This window comes from Pseudomonas fluorescens, assembly GCF_002022275.1.
Taxonomy (GTDB): domain Bacteria; phylum Pseudomonadota; class Gammaproteobacteria; order Pseudomonadales; family Pseudomonadaceae; genus Aquipseudomonas; species Aquipseudomonas fluorescens_AJ.
This window is the reverse complement of record NZ_MSDF01000025.1, coordinates 140804-158662: the sequence shown is the minus strand read 5'-3', so window position 1 is coordinate 158662 and position 17859 is coordinate 140804. Positions and strand designations below refer to the sequence as shown.

The window sequence follows — 17859 nt, the reverse complement described above, 5'->3', positions numbered from 1 at the left end:
GCTTTACGACAATGATTCTCAGGCTGGCATGGCCGCTGCAACACCTTGAATCATTCCAACCGGTTCAGGGAGAGCAACACGATGAACACACAACTCAAACCTACTTTGGGCACCTTGCACCTGTGGGGTATTGCCGTCGGGCTGGTCATTTCCGGCGAATACTTTGGCTGGAGCTACGGCTGGGGCGTCGCCGGTACGTTGGGCTTCCTGGTGACCTCGTTGATGGTCGCGGCAATGTACACCTGCTTTATCTTCAGTTTCACCGAGCTGACTACCGCGATTCCACATGCTGGCGGGCCGTTTGCCTACAGCCGTCGGGCCTTTGGAGAGAAAGGTGGCTTGATCGCCGGGCTGGCAACGTTGATTGAATTCGTCTTCGCCCCGCCAGCGATTGCCTTGGCGATTGGCGCCTATCTGAATGTGCAGTTTCCCGCGCTCGATCCGAAACACGCAGCGGTCGGCGCGTACATCGTGTTTATGGGCCTGAACATTCTCGGTGTGAAACTGGCGGCCACGTTCGAACTGGTGGTCTGCGTGCTCGCGGTCGCCGAATTGCTGGTGTTCATGGGCGTAGTTGCCCCTGCGTTCAGCTTCAGCAACTTTGCACTCAATGGCTGGGCCGGTTCCGACACGTTTGGCGCGCCAGCGATTGCAGGGATGTTTGCCGCCATCCCATTCGCCATTTGGTTCTTCCTCGCCATTGAGGGTGCGGCCATGGCGGCTGAAGAAGCGAAAGATCCCAAGCGCACTATTCCAAAAGCCTACATCAGCGGCATTCTGACCCTGGTGGTACTGGCCATGGGCGTGATGTTCTTTGCGGGCGGTGTGGGCGATTGGCGCACCTTGTCGAACATCAACGACCCGCTGCCGCAAGCCATGAAAACCGTAGTGGGCGACAGCTCCGGCTGGCTGCACATGCTGGTGTGGATCGGCCTGTTTGGCCTGGTGGCAAGCTTCCACGGCATCATCCTTGGCTATTCGCGCCAGTTTTTCGCGCTGGCCCGCGCCGGTTACCTGCCCTCCTTCCTCGCCAAACTGTCGCGCTTTCAGACACCGCACCGGGCGATTATCGCCGGTGGAGTCGTGGGCATTGCTGCAATCTACAGTGACGGATTGATCAACCTGGGCGGCATGACCCTGACCGCGGCGATGATCACCATGGCGGTGTTCGGAGCCATCGTCATGTACATCATGAGCATGCTCAGCCTGTTCAAACTGCGTAAGACCGAGCCGCTGCTGGAGCGCACCTTCCGCGCCCCGGGCTACCCGATCGTGCCGGGCATTGCGCTGGTGTTGGCGGTTGTGTGCCTGGTCGCCATGGCCTGGTTCAACGCGCTGATCGGTCTGATCTTCCTGGGCTTTATGGTGGCGGGGTTCATCTACTTCCAGCTGACCGCGCAAGACCGTGCCGATGCACCAGCAGATGCGATGCTGACCGGGCTGTGAGGTTAACGAGGCGGAACAGGCCTACACTGAACTACTGTGAAAGCCTATAACTCAAAGCAGTTATTACCGTGGGAAAATTCTCCCACGGCGACCTGCCTCAAGGAGAGCCTTATGCCGTGGTATGCGTGGTTGATTTTGGTGGTAGCGATCGGGTCGATCGTCGGTGGGCTGCTGATGCTGCGTGACAGCGCCAACAAGGTGGAACTCACCGACGAACAACGCAAACGCGTGGCCGAACGAAACGCCCAGGCGGATGCCAAGGACGCGCAGGATCGCTAGGCGGGTCTACTCCCATGCCGCCTTGGCAATATGCAAACCGTGCTGCCCTTTATAGGCAGCACGCTCAGGCTGGCTCCAGCCTTCGAGCAACTCATCTTCCAGCTGATAGATCTCGACACCCAGCGGGCGACATACCGTCAGCGGGTCCTGTGCCTCCGGCCCCCACATCGGCAGTGACAAGTCCCCGCCCGGGCAGGTGGACAATGCACAGAGCAAATCAATCTCGGCAAAAAACTCCAGGTAGTCACCCTTCTGCGCCGGGCAGGCTTTCATGAAGTACATGTCGTCGTGATTGAGGCCCGTGCACTGAAAGATGTTCAACACGTCATGCACATCGAATTCAGTCAGGCCGTGAGGCAGCACAGCGCGGGTCAGGTTCGAGTGGCAATGATGGTGAAAATCCTCCCCTGTCAGCATGCGATTCACATAGGGGTCGCAGCGAGTGCCGAGCAAATCGTGCAGCCGGCCGCCGTGTTCATCGATACCGTAACTTGCCAGGCTGTCATCGGTGATCGTGACTAAAGGCCGTAGAAACGGCAGGTTCGACCACAGCCGGTCATGGGTGCTGACGTGGGCGCCTTGCAACTGGCGCGTACGCGCGGCCCAAAGGCGTTCGCGAGGGTCATTGGCGTTCCATACGTTAAAGTCGCCTACTTGCGGGCCCACTGGCGTCGTCACACGAAACACGTGCCCGGCCGGAACTTTCCATGCCTTGCCCGTGCGAATCGGCACTTCAAACTGCTCGATCAGCGTGCGCTTGTCAGCCCGATCACGAATACGCTCATAGAACGCCGTATCGACCTGCAACGCCGAACCTTTGCTGACTTGGTAAGCGGCTGGGTAATCTTTATACATAAGGCGATCCTCCGTTAAGGGTAGTCAAACAGCGCGAGCGAAAGGCGTTCCGAATCGTGCAGGTACTGGCTCATCGCCTCTTGCGCCGCGAGCCGGTTGCCTTTTTCCAGCAGTGAGTAAATCTCGCGGTCGCGCTCAAGCCAGGGCGACTGGAATCGCTGCTCGTCAGGTGCAGCACAAAACACCAGGCGCAGTTGCGCAATGACCTGAGCGAAAAACTCATCGAACAACGGGCTGTGCATCAACCCGACAATCAGTTGGTGGAACAGCAAACTGTGAGTCGCCACTGCCCGCCAGTCTTCACGTTCCCGGGCCAGCGTCGTGGCCTCAATGGCGTTTTGCATGCGCTCGGCCTGCTGTTCCGTCAAAGCGCTGCTGTGTGCGATGGCCTGCAGTTCAAGAGTACGACGCACGACAAACAAATCGCGCACCTCTTCACGCTCCAATCGCCGGACCATCACGCCCTTATTGCGTACATAGCGTGTCAGCCCCTCTTGCCCAAGGCGATGCAACGCTTCGCGAATGGTATTGCGCGAGGCGTTATAGGCCTTCACCAGGTCCACTTCGATCAATGCCATGCCGGGCAAAAGCCGCCCGCCAATGATGTCGGCACGCAGTTCCAGGGCAATCTGGTCAGCCAACGACAAACCAAGGGTCATGATCACCTCCCGATTGTTGAACAATCACTGAAGTAAATGTAATCACTTTCCATGCCAAGGCTCTCAGTCATTACTCCGATGGGTAAAAAGACGCAACTCCGCTAAAATGCCGCCACGTCATCGAGGCATTACCATGCGTTACTCACAACAACACAAAGCTCAGACCCACCAGCGCATCATCAAGGAAGCTTCTGTACGCTTTCGCCGCGATGGTATTGGCGCCACCGGCCTGCAGCCGTTGATGAAAGCATTGAACCTTACACATGGCGGTTTCTACGCGCACTTCAAATCAAAGGACGAACTGGTGGAAAAGGCTCTCCAGGCCGCTGCTGCGGAACTGGATGCACACTGTGAAACACTGTTCAGCCAAGCGCGACCACTGGATGCTTTCATTGACAGCTACCTGTCTGAATGGCACCTGACCTCACCCGATCAGGGCTGCCCGTTACCGACCATGTCCTCCGAACTGGGGCTGAGAGGTCAGCACAGTTCGACGACGGATGCAGTGCTTGAGGCTCGGTTGAAGCAGGTTGAGGCGGCCTTGGGCAGCGAAAATGCTGATGAAAAAAGCCTGGTGTTGATGTCGACCCTGGTGGGCGCACTGGTATTGGCAAGAAGCGTTGAAAACCCGAAATTGGCAGCACGCATTCTGGAAGTCGTGCGCGGGACATTGAAAGACCAGGTTTCGGACGAAGAGAAGGCCGATCAATGATCGGCCTTCCGCCCTGCACTCAGTTCCTTAGTTGATCGCCAACCTGTCGCGATTCTTCTCCAGTAACGCCTTGCCGATACCCTTAACCTCCAGTAACTCATCCACCGCAGTGAATGGGCCGTTGCTGTCGCGATAGGCGATGATCGCCTTTGCTTTCGCGGCGCCGATACCGAACAGGTCACGACGAAGGGTCTCGGCATCGGCGGCGTTGAGATTGACCTTGGCGGATTGCTCGACTTTGACCATCTGCGCAGTAACAGGCGCAGGGGCTTCCGGTTTAGCGGACGGGGCGGCGTGAGTGGCTACAGAGATACTGGTGAGAAAAGCAAAGATCAGGGAAGAGATGTAAGTGTTTTGCATTGGTGACGCTCCATGACATCGGAAGAAGAAAAGCAGCTTTCCAAAAGCTGCTTTTCTAACTTAGGTGATGTTTGAAGATAGTCAAAAACCCATGAGTAACAGTGTGTTAAATCACGGCTCCAAACGTCGCTGCTGGTAGATCCAATCGACGATCTCACCATCCGGCGCGTACCCGCTGACCGTCTCGCGCAGCAGTTGGCGGACGCGGGTGTAGTCATCCCCCTCCACCGCCGCCAGCAGTTCGGTCAGCTTGCTTTTGAGCACATCCCAAGCCAGGTGATCTTCATTGGCACTCATAATCATCGGGTGCTGGGTAGCCACCACGTTGTCACCGATCAGCAACTCTTCGTAAAGCTTTTCGCCCGGGCGCAGGCCGGAAAATTCGATGGCAATATCGCCATGCGGGTTCTTGTCAGAGCGAACGCTCAAGCCGGACAAGTGGATCATTTTCTCCGCCAACTCGACGATTTTGACCGGCTCGCCCATGTCCAATACGAACACGTCCCCGCCGAGCCCCATGGAGCCTGCCTGAATAACCAGTTGCGCGGCTTCGGGAATGGTCATGAAATAACGAGTGATCTTGGGGTGAGTCACCGTCAGCGGCCCACCCGATTTGATCTGCTTATGGAACAGCGGAATCACCGAACCCGAAGAGCCCAGCACATTGCCGAACCGCACCATGGTGAAACGGGTTTTATTGACCCGCGAGACGTTTGATTTGTCACCGAACAATACCGGCGCCAGTTCACGGCTGAGCGCTTGCAGTGTCAATTCGGCCAGGCGTTTGGTACTGCCCATCACATTGGTCGGGCGAACGGCCTTGTCGGTGGAGATCAGTACAAAGTTCGACACACCCGCCTGCAACGCGGCCTGCGCCGTGTTCAAGGTACCGATGACATTGTTCAAGACGCCTTCGGCGATATTGTGCTCGACCATCGGCACATGCTTATAGGCCGCGGCATGGTAGACAGTGTCCACATGCCAGGTCTTCATCACGTCCAACAGCTTGGACTGATTGCGCACCGACCCCAGAATAGGCAGCAACTTGACCGGCAGCGACTCACGGATCACTCGCTGCTCCAGCTCCGAAAGGATGCTGTAGAGGTTGAACTCGCTGTGCTCCAGCAGCAGCAGCGTGGTGGGGCGCAAAACCAGGATCTGCCGGCAGAGTTCCGAACCGATCGAACCGCCCGCACCAGTCACCAGGACGTTTTGCCCCTTGATGCAGTGCTCCAGCAGCTCGGCCTGCGCCGGTACCGCATCACGTCCCAACAAGTCTGCGATGTCGACTTCCTGGATGTCATCCACCTTGACCCTGCCGCTGGCCAAATCCATAAAGCCCGGAACGCTGCGCACGTGCAATGGAAAACCTTCGAGGAACCCGAGGATTTCACGACGGCGCCCACGGTTGGAAGAAGGGATCGCGAGCAGTATTTCCTGGGCGCCGGTGGCGTCAATCATGCGTTGGATGTGCTTGGGCTTGTAGACCTGCAGGCCTGAAATCACTCGGTCGGCAATGCTGGCATCGTCGTCAATGAAGGCCACAGGGCGCATCACCCGGCCCATGCGCAGCGCGGCGACCAGTTGATTGCCCGCGGCTCCGGCGCCGTAAATCGCCACGCGCGGCAGGCCGTCATCGCGGCTGGTGAAAGGCACGTGCTGGGAGGCGGCGAACCAGTCGCCCAGGAAGTACTGACGCATGGCAAGGCGCAGCCCACCCACCATAATCAGGCTCAACCACCAATAGTTGAACACGATGGAGCGGGGAACCACGTTCTGGTGATTGCTGTACCAGTAAACGACGACGCCGAGAATCAGCGACGACAAACTGACCGCCTTGATAATCGCAACAAGCGCATCATTGCCGAAGTAACGCATCACCGCCCGGTACATGCCAAAGCGTATGAATAAAGGGATAGCAACAACCGGAGCGACGATGAACAACCACAGATGGGCCCGAAGGGGGTTGACCATCTCGTCAACGCCGAGCCGAACGACAAATGCCAGCCACAGAGCAGCCCAGACCACCACAACATCGGTAGCCACTTGAATCAGGCGTTTTTTACGGCGTGGCAACCCCACCAGGAAGGCTCGTAACCGTTCCATAATCCCTTCATCCACCTCAGGCAGTTCCTTTCGTTAATAACCAACAATCATATTTGACGTTTTAAATCGTCAGACATCTTCCGCCGTCGTGCCAGATTTTTCCAGTTCGCCTGCATGATACTTGACTGCGAGTACAACCAGAGGCACGTAGGCAATAACAGTGCCCAATGCGCCGTCCAGCCCAAACCAGACCACAGTTGTTGCGACAGGAAGCAGCCAGAATAGGTTCAACCCGGCAACCGCCAGCGTCACCGGCAAATGCCTTCCAAAGCGCCGTGAAGCAAATTGGTAGGCGTGGCTGCGATGGGCTTCATACACTTTGTCTCCACGTACCAAGCGGCGGGCCAGGGTGAACGTCGCATCTACAATGAACACCCCTAACAGAATCAACCACGCCCACATCAACTGCGAAGACGCCCAAGCGGCCTGGATGGAAAACACACCCAGCACAATCCCCAGAAAACCACTGCCGGCATCGCCCATGAATATTCGCGCCGGCGGGAAATTCCAGAACAGAAATCCGGCAACGGCCATGACCAACATCAGCGGCAGTAAAATCAGGTCAGCATGACCACTGAGCCCATACAACAGACACATACCCAGGCATGCGCAGATGGCTTCAACACTGGCGATACCGTCAATGCCGTCCATGAAGTTATATAAGTTGAGCATCCAGACCAGGTAGAACGCAGCCAGCACACAGCCCACCCACCCCAGGTTTATCGCCAGGCCGAATACCGTTATCTCGGGCAAACCGCCCAGCCAATACAACGCCCAGGCAGACGCGGCGAAGTGCCCTAACAGGCGTCGGCGGGCAGCAATATGCCCGTGATCATCCATAAAGCCGATGACGGCGATCAACGCTCCTGCTCCGCCTACGGCGAGCAACGCAGGAAACGATACAAGCTGGGCCAACCCCAGCCCAAGCAGCGCCAAGAGAAACGACACCACGATGGCGACACCTCCCCCCCTGGGCGTAGGGACGGAGTGGGAGCTGCGGGCGATGGGAATATCGATGATGCTGTGCGCCAGAGCGTAGCGTCGCAAAGCCCCGGTCAATACCCACGACAACAAAGCGATAACTACAATAAACCACCAATATGTCATTGTTTCTTATCACTCATATACTGCGCTGCGACGGATTTAAGTGCGTTGTCCACTGAAACGGGAGGCGACCATTGCAATAATGTCGTGGTCTTGTTGATATCGACCTGCAACGAGCCACATAGCCGTTGAGACAACGACTTTTTACCCAGGAGGTTCGCAGCAGTACTGAGCATCCAGCCGGGAACAGGCAGCAGGCGAGCGGACTTGCCCAGCGCCACAGCCGTCTTGCGTAACAGTTGAGTGGTGGATAGATCCTCGCCATCGCTGACCAGAAACACCTGGTTTGCGGCGCCCGGGTGATCAATCGAGCGGATGATGAGGTCCACTAGGTTATCCAGGGCGACGAGGCTGCGGCTGTTATTAATCGCGCCAAAAGGCAGCGGCACACCTTTCTCCAGCCAACGCATCATATTAAAGAAGTTGGCTTTTACTCCCGGCCCATAGACCAGCACCGGACGAATGATCACGACTTCCATACGGGTTCGCGCGGCAAGAGCCAACAACCCCTGCTCCGCTTCCAGCTTTGAAATGCCATAAGGGTCACTCGGCGCCGGGACGTCTTGCGCCGTATAGGGCCTGCCAGGCTGAGTGCCTTCGCCATTGACCTTGATGGAGCTGATGAAGACGAAACGTCGAACACCGGCTTGCGCAGCCTGCTCCGCGAGATTCAAAGTGCCCTGCACATTGACTTTGCGAAAGGCCGCCAACGGGTCGGTTTCGGCATCATTCATGACATGAACACGCGCTGCGCAATGCACAACCGCATCCACACCTGCCAGGTTTTCCAGCCAATTGGTGCTGTCAAAAGCGCCAAATTGCACAGTCTGCACCCCGGGCTCCAACACCTTGCTGCCATCGCGAACAGGCGCTGTTACGTTGGCGCCCTCCGCCAATAGACGGCGCAAGACCGCGCGCCCCACAAAACCGCTGGCACCTGTCAAAAAAACAGATTGTGACATTAATGCTTTTCCTTGCGTAAAGTGGCTTCGCGAAACAGCGTTTCCAGGCGAGCCAACAACGTTGGTTTGGAATAGTTTTCCAAATAATACTGCCGACCGGATTCGCCCATTTTCCTTCGCTGCTCAACATCAAAAGCCGCCAGTTTCGACGTAATATCCGCCAAGGCACTCGCATCACCCGATGGGCAACACAATCCGGCCCCGGACGCTTCAATGACACGAGCGGCTTCACCGTTAATCATGCCCAGAATGGGCTTGCCCGAGGCCAGATAGGCCTGAACTTTCCCAGGGATGGTCTTCTCGAAGACATCATTGGTCCTGAGGGAAACCAGTAAGGCATCCGCACAGGCGAACAAGCCTGGCATCTCTTCCAATGGATGGCGTCCCAATAGAACGACATTATCCATTTGGCGAGTGCTGACTTCACTCGCCAGCCACTCACTCATCCGACCGTCTCCGACAATGACCCAACGAACAGGGGTCGACTCGGCCAGTGAATGAGCAGCGTCAATAATTGCAGGAAAATCCTGAGCCTCTCCCAAGTTACCGGCAAAGACCACCGTGAACACCGAATCATCCCGCTCAAGCAGCGGGGAGGTTGGTTGCACTGGGCTGGAAAAATCATCTTCGGCCCAACTTGGGAAATAAACCAGGCGTTCAGGGGCAATGTGCTGGGTACAGTAACCCTTCACATTCTCGATAAACCCATGAGACTGAAGCAGCAAATAATCTGCGCGGTTATATATCCAGGATACCATTCGTCCAACCGCCCCAAGTAACTTGGGGTTACTCACAGCACCTACCGCGCGAAGCGTTTCAGGCCACAAGTCCAGTACCCAAATAAATACCGGGGCTTTTTTAATACGACCAAGCAGCAACGCGGGAATGGCAGCCATGATAGGTGAAACGGCATAGACGAATACGGCATCGAACCGTTGGCCACGCAACTTCCAGGGCGCCAAAACCGAGGCCGACATAAAAAATGAAGCGTAGTTCAGCATCAACTGCAAACTACGCTTCCCACGTGCGAGCAGAGGCACCCGCACTACTTTTGCACCGGCGTATTGCGCAAACTTCTGCGGGTCGGCTCGGTACTCAGTATAAATGCTGCCTTCCGGATAATTAGGGAGCCCTGTCAATACCGTAACGGAATGACCCTTTTCGGAAAAATCACGAACAAGATCATTGATACGCATATTTTCGGGCCAGAAATACTGCGTAACAACCAAAATTTCAAGTTTTCGCTCAGGCATTGACATGGGCTCAATCAGTACCGTTTCCAGACTATCCGATTTACATAATCCGTGTAGCTATGAATGATTCGAGCTACTTTCTCGGATACGTTCGGCATACTGTAATCGGCAACCTGTCGCAACGTCCGGACATCCCCGGTGCCTTGCCCTTCCAGCAGGTTCAACGCTTGTAGCACCCGATTAACTTCCAGGCCAACCATCATGACAGCCGCCTCCTCCATACCCTCTGGACGTTCGTGGGCTTCACGAATATTCAAGGCAGGGAAGTTCAATATGGACGACTCTTCGTTAATGGTGCCACTGTCAGAAAGAACAGCTTTCGCCTTCAACTGCAGCTTGTTGTAGTCTTTGAAACCCAGCGGTTTGAGCAACTTGACGTTTTCGTGGAAAACAACACCCATTGCATCTACGCGCTTTTGCGTACGCGGGTGAGTCGACACGATCACCGGGAAGTTATAGTGCGCCGCAACGGTATTAAGCACGTCCACCAGTTTCAGGAAGTTCTTGTCCGAATCAATGTTTTCTTCGCGGTGAGCGCTGACAACGAAAAACTTGCCGTCCTCAAGACCGAGGCGTTCGAGCACATCCGACGAGTCGATACCTTCGCGGTAATGAGTCAGCACTTCAAACATTGGGCTACCCGTCTTGATGACCATGTCCGGAGACAGGCCTTCACGCAACAAGTAATCACGGGCAATGGTGCTGTAGGTCAGATTGATGTCAGCCGTATGGTCAACGATACGACGGTTGATTTCCTCCGGAACCCTCATGTCAAAGCAACGGTTACCAGCTTCCATATGGAAGGTCGGAATCTTGCGGCGTTTCGCAGGGATGACAGCCATGCAGCTGTTAGTGTCACCCAGTACCAGTAACGCCTCGGGGCTGACTTCGGCCAACACTCGATCCACCGCGATGATCACGTTGCCGATAGTCTCGGCACCGCTCGCACCCGCGGCATTCAAAAAGTGATCAGGCTTACGAATGCCCAAATCCTGGAAGAAGATCTCGTTCAGCTCATAGTCGTAGTTTTGACCGGTGTGCACGAGGACGTGATCGCAATGCCTGTCAAGCGCATCAATGACACGCGACAAACGAATGATCTCGGGGCGAGTACCGACGACGGTAACAACTTTCATTTTTTTCATAACTGTATGCTCGAGAGTGTGTTTAGGCTTCGGTTCCCACAGGCATTGAGTAAGTGTCCGGATGTGCACGGTCAAAAATCTCATTCGCCCAGAGCATAACGATTAGCTCATCAGTGCCGGAATTGGTCACATCATGGGTCCATCCAGGAACCGTCTCGACGATTTCAGGTGTATCACCCGTGGTGAACAATTCATAAAACTCACCCGAGACGATATGCCGAAATCTGAAACACGCCGTGCCTTTGATAACAAGGAACTTCTCGGTTTTGGAGTGGTGGTAATGCCCGCCACGTGTAATCCCGGGATGCGCGGTGAAGAACGAGAACTGGCCGGCATCGGGAGTCTTGAGCATCTCCACAAACGTCCCGCGCGGATCCTCATACTTGGGAACCTTGTAGGTGAAGTTTTCCGGCGGCAGATAGCTCAGGTAAGTCGAGTACAACGCCCGAACCAGGCCTGTGCCCACACGTTCAGTGATCATCGTCGCGCGGCTGTCGCGAAACGCGGTCAGTTGCTCGACCAAACCACCCACACTGATGCTGTATTGGGTTTCGACAGTTACGAAAGGCTGGGTATCGACCTTGCCTTCCATCACGGCAATAAACCGTGCAACCACATCGTCGATATAGACCAGGTTAATCAATGCACTTGGGTCATTGACCTTGACTGGAATATCGCGGGCAATGTTATTGCAAAACGTCGCCACGGCAGAGTTGTAGTTAGGCCGTGCCCACTTGCCGAAAACGTTTGGCAAGCGAAATATGTAGGCAGGGGAGCCCGAGCTTGCCGCCATGCTCAGCAGCAATTCTTCAGCGCCGCGTTTGCTCTTGCCGTAAGGATTATCCAACTCAGCCTGGCTGGAGGATGTATACAGTACGGGTACTTGTCGGCCGCTATTAATGACAGCCTCGCAAAGCGCTCCGGTCAGGTCCGTGTTACCCGTATTGAACTCCTGGGGATCAACAGGCCGGTTAACACCTGCAAGATGGAAAACAAAATCCACCTGCTCCACCAAACCAGGCAGGCTCGACAAAGCGTCGTCGCGAGTGAACCGCAAGACTTCAATATCATCACGCTCCGCCAGGTGCGAGATGAGATTCTGGCCGACAAAACCGTTGGCACCCGTAATCAGAACCTTCATTGCTTATTCCTCAGCTGTTGCGTGCTCGCCGCGCTGAATCGCACGCATGAAATCCAGTTTCAGCAACAGCTTTTTCATACCCTCAACGTCAAGACGTTCGGTGTTATGAGAGTTGTAGTCCTCGGTCCGGGATATTTTGGTCTCACCTTGCTCAACGAACTTGGCGTAGTTCAGGTCGCGCAAATCAGGCGGCACACGGAAGTATTCGCCACGGTCTTCAGCGCAGGCCATTTCTTCACGACTCAACAGGGCTTCATACAGCTTCTCGCCATGACGAGTACCAATTACCTGGATCTCGTGATCTGGCTTACCCACCATTGCGGTCAATGCCTTGGCCAACACTTCCACAGTGGCAGCGGGTGCCTTTTGCACGAACATATCGCCATTGTTGCCATGTTCAAACGCGTAAAGAACCAAGTCCACCGCATCGGCGAGGGTCATCATGAAGCGCGTCATGTTGGGGTCGGTCAGCGTCAACGGCAAACCAGCACGAATCTGCTCAATGAACAAAGGAATTACCGAACCACGGGATGCCATGACATTACCGTAGCGCGTGCCGCAAATTACAGTCTTGGTGTCATCGACATTGCGAGACTTCGCAACCATGACCTTTTCCATCATGGCCTTGGAAATGCCCATGGCGTTGATAGGGTATACAGCCTTGTCCGTGCTCAGGCATACAACGCGCTTGACCTCGTTCTGGATCGCGGCCTCAAGCAGGTTTTCCGTACCCAGAACGTTGGTTTTGACAGCTTCCAGCGGGTGAAACTCGCACGATGGCACCTGTTTCAATGCCGCCGCGTGGAAAATATAGTCAACGCCACGGGTGGCATTCAGGACACTTTGATAGTCTCGAACATCACCAATGTAAAATTTCAGCTTGGAGTTTGCGTAACGTTTACGCATGTCATCCTGCTTTTTTTCATCGCGGCTGAAAATCCGGATTTCAGCAATATCGGTGTCGAGAAAGCGCTTAAGAACTGCATTGCCAAAAGATCCGGTACCACCGGTAATGAGCAACTTTTTACCTTCAAACATAACTTTCTCCTTTAATTTTTTCTAGCAATTTGCTCACCTGTATGCCAGGCATTTTGTTTTCTACGATAAATTTCTTTGCAGAGCGCCCCTTTTCCGCAAATGCTTCATCAGAAAGCGTCGACATCTGCGACAGCGCTGCACTCAGCCCATTATCACCCGCCGGGACCACAAAGCAAAACGCGTAGTACTCATCAGGGATGCCGTCTAGCGCATACATCAGAACGGGCGTGCCTGAGGACATGTATTCAATCACCTTCGAAGGGAATGAATACTTCGTGAATGCCGACTCGTTACTTCTAGGGTTGATCAGCAGCTTGGCGTTGCGCTGAAAGCTCAGCACCTCGCTGCGATCGAGTTGGCCTAAAAATCTGATTCGCGGGTGTGCTGCACTCATCTCCTCAACATATTGACGGTCATCACCGTCGCCACATATCAGCAGTTCATAGTTATCGATGCCGGAGGACACAAAAGAGTCGAGCAGATTTCTGATGCCATAACGGCGATCCAGTGTTCCGGTATACAGAAAGTAATTTGCTCTTTGCTCAGGCTCACCAGACGAAATATATTTCGCGTCTGCAATCCCTTCGATGACCACTTTTTTTACATCGCCCTTGAACACATTCAACATTTGCTCGGTGATCGCGACAATACTGTCTGCCCTATTGACCACGTAATAAGAAATTTTTGAAAGCATGCTGAACACAAATTTCAGGACACCAGTTCTCACGCTCATGTATTCAGGCAAGTCCGGGACAATCACACAAAGGTGAACATCTTTTCTCAGGCGCTTGACGATATGGCACGCCACCAGGAAAGGTAGATGCATCGAATAGCACACTAAAACACTTGGCTCCCCCTTGCTTTTTTTAAGATGCGAAAGCATCTCTCTTATAGCAAGGAAAACCTTATGAACATTTTTCACTACAGAAAGATTCAGAAAGCCAACGTTATAGACCACCGCACGCCCTATCGGCTCGGTGCGTTCCCGAGGTTCGAAGAACACTTCACTGTAGCGCTTGGGGTAGGCACCTATAAATGGAAAATTGATGATCGAAACCGCGTGCACACTTTCACTTTGGCAAAAACCATCGATATAGTTTTTCTGCAGCGTGTCGGCTGCGTATTGCATGCCGCCCTTGGACCTCTGAATGATTCGGTCCTTCTCCCGCTCAGTAAAAACACCACCCAAGAACACAATATTCACATCGACCTCATCTGTCTGAACAAAAGCGAAGAGAGAAGAACTCGTCGCTTGCCAACACCGCTTACACTACCCTACCTCGCGCCTCAGTTCAAAAGCAGATTATTCTTGAACATGGAAATGTAAGTATCCTGAGCAACCGGAACCAGGAAAAACAGAATCAAGTAACCACCAAAGATGAAGATGTACGCCAGCAAGAACAGGTAAGTACGACGCTTCAAAAACAGGGAGTTTACACAGTGCAAAAGATTAAAGAATATGATGACCCTCAAGAGCCGAACAAATATTTCAGACTCAAAATAAAGCACAAGAAAGAATAACGAAAAAATATTAATATTCAAAATAAAGGCGAGTTCTTTTTCCCGCCCAGAAGAACAGTCCAATTTGTGAAGGCTTTTTCTTTCAGCCATCACCGCCAATGCGAACAACACAAACGACACCAAGTGAGTCACTATATTCGCAGTAACACTCTTCCAAGTTGTATTATAAAAGTCAAAGTGATTTGCAATACTTTCCGGCAGCGGCACCGCATACCGGACCAGCAAATAAAACACGATGAAAGATATGTAAACAAACAAAAACCGCCCTAATGGCACCACTCTGTTAAGCGGTATAAATACAAACACCATAAACATTAACGAAGACTGATGCATCGCCGTCGCCAACAAAATAAGAGCGACATACTTCACCCTGCAATATCGCTTGCCCTCATACAGCAATATTATTCCTTGTAAAAAAATCGCAAAAGCAAAGAAATTCCTCATTAACACGAAGTCAAGAGAAAAGAAGCAGACCAGGTAAATTACAATTGAGGCAAATGGCGATAAGGTTTGTTTAGTGAAATACCTGAACAACAACAGCAGTGTTGCCAGCGACATCAGAATCTGAAATCCCTGGAATGAAAGACCGGACTGACTGGCGATAATATTGAGATAACCATACCCAAACTCCCCCCCCCAACTGGAGAGCGTATCGCGCGTATGGTAGTAGAGCTCATAGCCGTCCCTGTCTCCATTCCACGAATTCCAGCCATACAAACCCCACATTATCAGGCATACCAATAATGCAAAGAATATGGACAGCGATCGCTTTTTGTACATTGGCGTTAGCCTCTGGAGAGCTTGCTTTTTAGAAAACCCAATATGCTTTGGGTTTTCTTTATTCCCAAAAACTCTCTGATAAATCGAGACACTCTTGAGCGCAGCGAAAAAAAGCCCGGATTCAATATTATCTTGGCGACCAGCACCTCAAACTTCATGTCCAAAAGGACACTCTTTGGGTGTTTCAACGGAAACTCCATCATTTTGGTCTCGATGCCACAAAACCTTTCGACCATCACATCCTGCAAACTGTTCCCACCGTGAGTGGAATCGTTATCCACACCGATATTTTTTATCTGATTATATTTTGGAACGACGGCATACACATTATGCGCACGCATTGAAAAACTCATCTGATAGTCCCAGGAGTAAAACTTGCCGCGCGCCGCCTTGGCATCAAGTTCGTACTCGACATTATATTTGTCCTGATAGTACAGCCCTTTATACAGGTATTCCGCCTTGATTCTGTCCTGTATGTACTTATCCTGCCAAAGCGAGAGTTCGCCATCATAGAAAGCATTAAACTTGTCGGCCCAGGAGGCCCACCCGCACGGCATCATATTTTTGGTGAATACATAACTCGATCCGTCTTGAGGATCGTACTCTTTCAAATAGTTTGTACCGCAAATCCAAAGTACACGCGTGTCATTACGGTACCGATCCAGAACCTCTTCACAAAATGTAAAAAATGACAGCTCAGGCAAGTTGTCATCTTCTAGAAAAATGGCAAACTTCTCGCGTTCAAATACCCACTTTGCACCTTCGGCAATATTGGCATAAACGCCGATATTTTCAGCCTCGTACTTCTTGATAACCTCACAGTCCCATGTGATTGCGCTCTCGATAGCGTCCCTGCACTTCGCAGCCTGTGCTTTCTCTTCGTCAGTACGCCCACCGTCAGCAAGCAGATAGAGCCTGGTCGGTGCCACTTTGGAGATTTGTTTTATAACCTCCAGTGGCTTGTCTATTCTCTTGAACAAAAACAAAACGACGGGCACATTAAACTGTTTCATTTTCTCTGCTTACTCCGAGCATCAAACGGGACTTAACCCTTCGCCATATACACCTTGGCAGCCAATCGCACAACGAATCATATTCGCCTTGTCAGGTCTAATACCCCTCGACCTTTTTTACCAACGAGTAACTATAGAAAATCTCCAATAGCGCCGAGCTCATGAGCGCCAGCACTACAGAGTAAACACTCCAGCTCACCATCAGGTAGGCCGAGCAAAAAGCATAAAACGAAACCACGGAAACCACTTGGTTTCGCAGCACAAGATCATAGCGCTGGTGCGGCACATAGATAAAATATATATGACTTCCCACAATGAGAAAGGTCATTATATTGAAACTCAGTAATATCGATAAATAGTAGGCATCATGCATGTCATGTACGGAGACTAAATCCACAACCCAGTAGCCGCCCACAACCACCGACAAAATACACAACAGCCCTACAAAGAACTCAATTTTAATAACTTTAGTGACTACATTCTTTTGGGCTTTCTTCACCATAATGGGAAAGAGCGCTGCATTGATGTTGGAGGCCAACAAACTTGGCACAGAAAAAATCTTGTTGGCGAGGTCATAAATGGCTAACTCCTTCATACCAAAAAAGGAACCGATAATAATTTCAACACTCTTCTGCTTCAGCGTATTGGTCGCCGTTGACCAGAAAAAGGGCTGAACCTCATTAAGCAGTACTTTCAAACTGGAAAATTCCGGCAACCTCAAAGAGAATTGACTCATTTTTACGGCCACGATAAATGCCACCAACGACGACAACACATTGGTAAACACAACGATTGCAGCATAAATAGTAATATCATCCTCGCCCTTTATGGCAAAATAAATGACGGGCAGCGACAGAAGTTTGAATGAGAGTTGAATCATCGTCAGTACTTTCATTTTCTGCACGCCATGGAAATACCAAGTCGGCAAAAATAAGCACGAAAGCGTGTTGGCGAAGCACAACAGGAATAAAAAATTGTTATTCCTTAAAAAATCTATACTGAATATCAAAATCGCAAACACCACGACTGCCAATATTTCCAGCAAAATCTTCGCTGCAGTAATAGATGACAACAACGAAGCATGCAGCCGGCCATCAGTCTGATTCAACGAAACCAGCTTCGCCGCATGCATATCAAAGCCAAAGTTTATAAACACCATAAAATAAGTGGCAATGCTTGTCGCAAAAACAAAAAGCCCATAGTGATCTACACCCACGGTATTAATCACAAACGGGTATATCAAAATATAAAAAAACGAGTTCATCACTTGCAGAATGGTCATATGAGAGTAATTACTTATTACTTTCATATTTTGCTGGAGCAGTATCTTAATTGCAGCGAAATTCAACAAACACCTCACAAGGGTTAAACTGCCTGCAAACCATTACTCAACTCAACGCTACGGCTGAGAAAAACCGTATTTTCAAGCGAAGAAACATCCTGCGGAAAAATAAAAAACTAAAATATTACCTACTCCGCCAAGGC

17 protein-coding genes are annotated in these 17859 nt (G+C 52.2%); 3 read left to right on the top strand and 14 right to left on the bottom strand.

Features of this window, described 5'->3' with window-relative positions:
* The first annotated feature begins 81 nt into the window (after nt 1-81).
* Together eat and BFW87_RS20090 are read left to right on the top strand one after the other, a co-directional pair.
* Entirely contained in the window at nt 82-1446 is a 1365-nt protein-coding gene (gene eat / locus BFW87_RS20095) for an ethanolamine permease (protein ID WP_078741468.1), read from the top strand.
* A gap of 111 nt (nt 1447-1557) precedes the next feature.
* Nucleotides 1558-1725 carry a DUF2897 family protein gene (locus BFW87_RS20090; RefSeq protein WP_008437727.1) on the top strand — a complete coding sequence of 56 codons (168 nt, stop codon included), beginning with the start codon at nt 1558-1560 and terminating at the stop codon, nt 1723-1725.
* 6 nt (nt 1726-1731) lie between these two features.
* Here the strand turns inward: BFW87_RS20090 and BFW87_RS20085 are convergent, their stop codons facing one another.
* A complete protein-coding gene (locus tag BFW87_RS20085) occupies nt 1732-2580 on the bottom strand; it encodes an urea carboxylase-associated family protein (RefSeq protein WP_078741467.1) in 849 nt (282 codons plus the stop codon).
* A 14-nt stretch (nt 2581-2594) separates the two neighbouring features.
* Nucleotides 2595-3239, bottom strand: coding sequence for a GntR family transcriptional regulator (locus tag BFW87_RS20080; RefSeq protein ID WP_078741466.1), 645 nt, complete (start codon nt 3237-3239; stop codon nt 2595-2597).
* Nucleotides 3240-3372: 133 nt separating this feature from the next.
* Here BFW87_RS20080 and BFW87_RS20075 point away from each other — a divergent pair, with 133 nt between their 5' ends.
* The gene (locus BFW87_RS20075; RefSeq protein WP_078741465.1) at nt 3373-3951 is read left to right on the top strand and encodes a TetR/AcrR family transcriptional regulator; all 579 of its coding nucleotides are present in this window, start codon (nt 3373-3375) and stop codon (nt 3949-3951) included.
* Nucleotides 3952-3978: 27 nt separating this feature from the next.
* Here BFW87_RS20075 and BFW87_RS20070 read toward each other — a convergent pair whose 3' ends face one another.
* From BFW87_RS20070 to BFW87_RS20015, 12 genes are all read right to left on the bottom strand, one after another.
* A complete protein-coding gene (locus BFW87_RS20070; protein WP_078741464.1) occupies nt 3979-4311 on the bottom strand; it encodes a ComEA family DNA-binding protein in 333 nt (110 codons plus the stop codon).
* Nucleotides 4312-4422: 111 nt separating this feature from the next.
* Nucleotides 4423-6417, bottom strand: a complete 1995-nt coding sequence (locus BFW87_RS20065) for a polysaccharide biosynthesis protein (RefSeq protein ID WP_078741584.1) — start codon at nt 6415-6417, stop codon at nt 4423-4425.
* A gap of 69 nt (nt 6418-6486) precedes the next feature.
* Nucleotides 6487-7524 carry an MraY family glycosyltransferase gene (locus BFW87_RS20060; protein WP_078741463.1) on the bottom strand — a complete coding sequence of 346 codons (1038 nt, stop codon included), beginning with the start codon at nt 7522-7524 and terminating at the stop codon, nt 6487-6489.
* Complete coding sequence (locus tag BFW87_RS20055; protein WP_078741462.1) at nt 7521-8483, bottom strand: UDP-glucose 4-epimerase family protein; 963 nt, start codon at nt 8481-8483, stop codon at nt 7521-7523. The genes BFW87_RS20060 and BFW87_RS20055 overlap by 4 nt, the downstream gene beginning before the upstream one ends.
* Nucleotides 8483-9736: a glycosyltransferase family 4 protein gene (locus BFW87_RS20050; RefSeq protein ID WP_078741461.1), complete on the bottom strand. Its 1254-nt coding sequence runs from the start codon at nt 9734-9736 to the stop codon at nt 8483-8485. The genes BFW87_RS20055 and BFW87_RS20050 overlap by 1 nt, the downstream gene beginning before the upstream one ends.
* 14 nt (nt 9737-9750) lie before the next feature.
* Nucleotides 9751-10881, bottom strand: a complete 1131-nt coding sequence (gene wecB, locus BFW87_RS20045) for a non-hydrolyzing UDP-N-acetylglucosamine 2-epimerase (protein WP_078741460.1) — start codon at nt 10879-10881, stop codon at nt 9751-9753.
* Between the two features lie 22 nt (nt 10882-10903).
* The gene (wbjC, locus tag BFW87_RS20040) at nt 10904-12022 is read right to left on the bottom strand and encodes a UDP-2-acetamido-2,6-beta-L-arabino-hexul-4-ose reductase (protein ID WP_078741459.1); all 1119 of its coding nucleotides are present in this window, start codon (nt 12020-12022) and stop codon (nt 10904-10906) included.
* A gap of 3 nt (nt 12023-12025) precedes the next feature.
* Nucleotides 12026-13060: a polysaccharide biosynthesis protein gene (locus BFW87_RS20035; RefSeq protein ID WP_078741458.1), complete on the bottom strand. Its 1035-nt coding sequence runs from the start codon at nt 13058-13060 to the stop codon at nt 12026-12028.
* Nucleotides 13053-14264 (bottom strand): glycosyltransferase, encoded by a 1212-nt coding sequence (locus BFW87_RS20030; RefSeq protein WP_078741457.1) that lies wholly within the window; start codon nt 14262-14264, stop codon nt 13053-13055. The genes BFW87_RS20035 and BFW87_RS20030 overlap by 8 nt, the downstream gene beginning before the upstream one ends.
* 83 nt (nt 14265-14347) lie before the next feature.
* Nucleotides 14348-15361: an EpsG family protein gene (locus BFW87_RS20025; protein ID WP_078741456.1), complete on the bottom strand. Its 1014-nt coding sequence runs from the start codon at nt 15359-15361 to the stop codon at nt 14348-14350.
* Nucleotides 15362-15366: 5 nt separating this feature from the next.
* Nucleotides 15367-16374 (bottom strand): hemolytic protein HlpA, encoded by a 1008-nt coding sequence (locus tag BFW87_RS20020; RefSeq protein WP_078741455.1) that lies wholly within the window; start codon nt 16372-16374, stop codon nt 15367-15369.
* A 97-nt stretch (nt 16375-16471) separates the two neighbouring features.
* A complete protein-coding gene (locus BFW87_RS20015) occupies nt 16472-17656 on the bottom strand; it encodes an oligosaccharide flippase family protein (RefSeq protein WP_176159788.1) in 1185 nt (394 codons plus the stop codon).
* Nucleotides 17657-17859 lie beyond the last annotated feature (203 nt).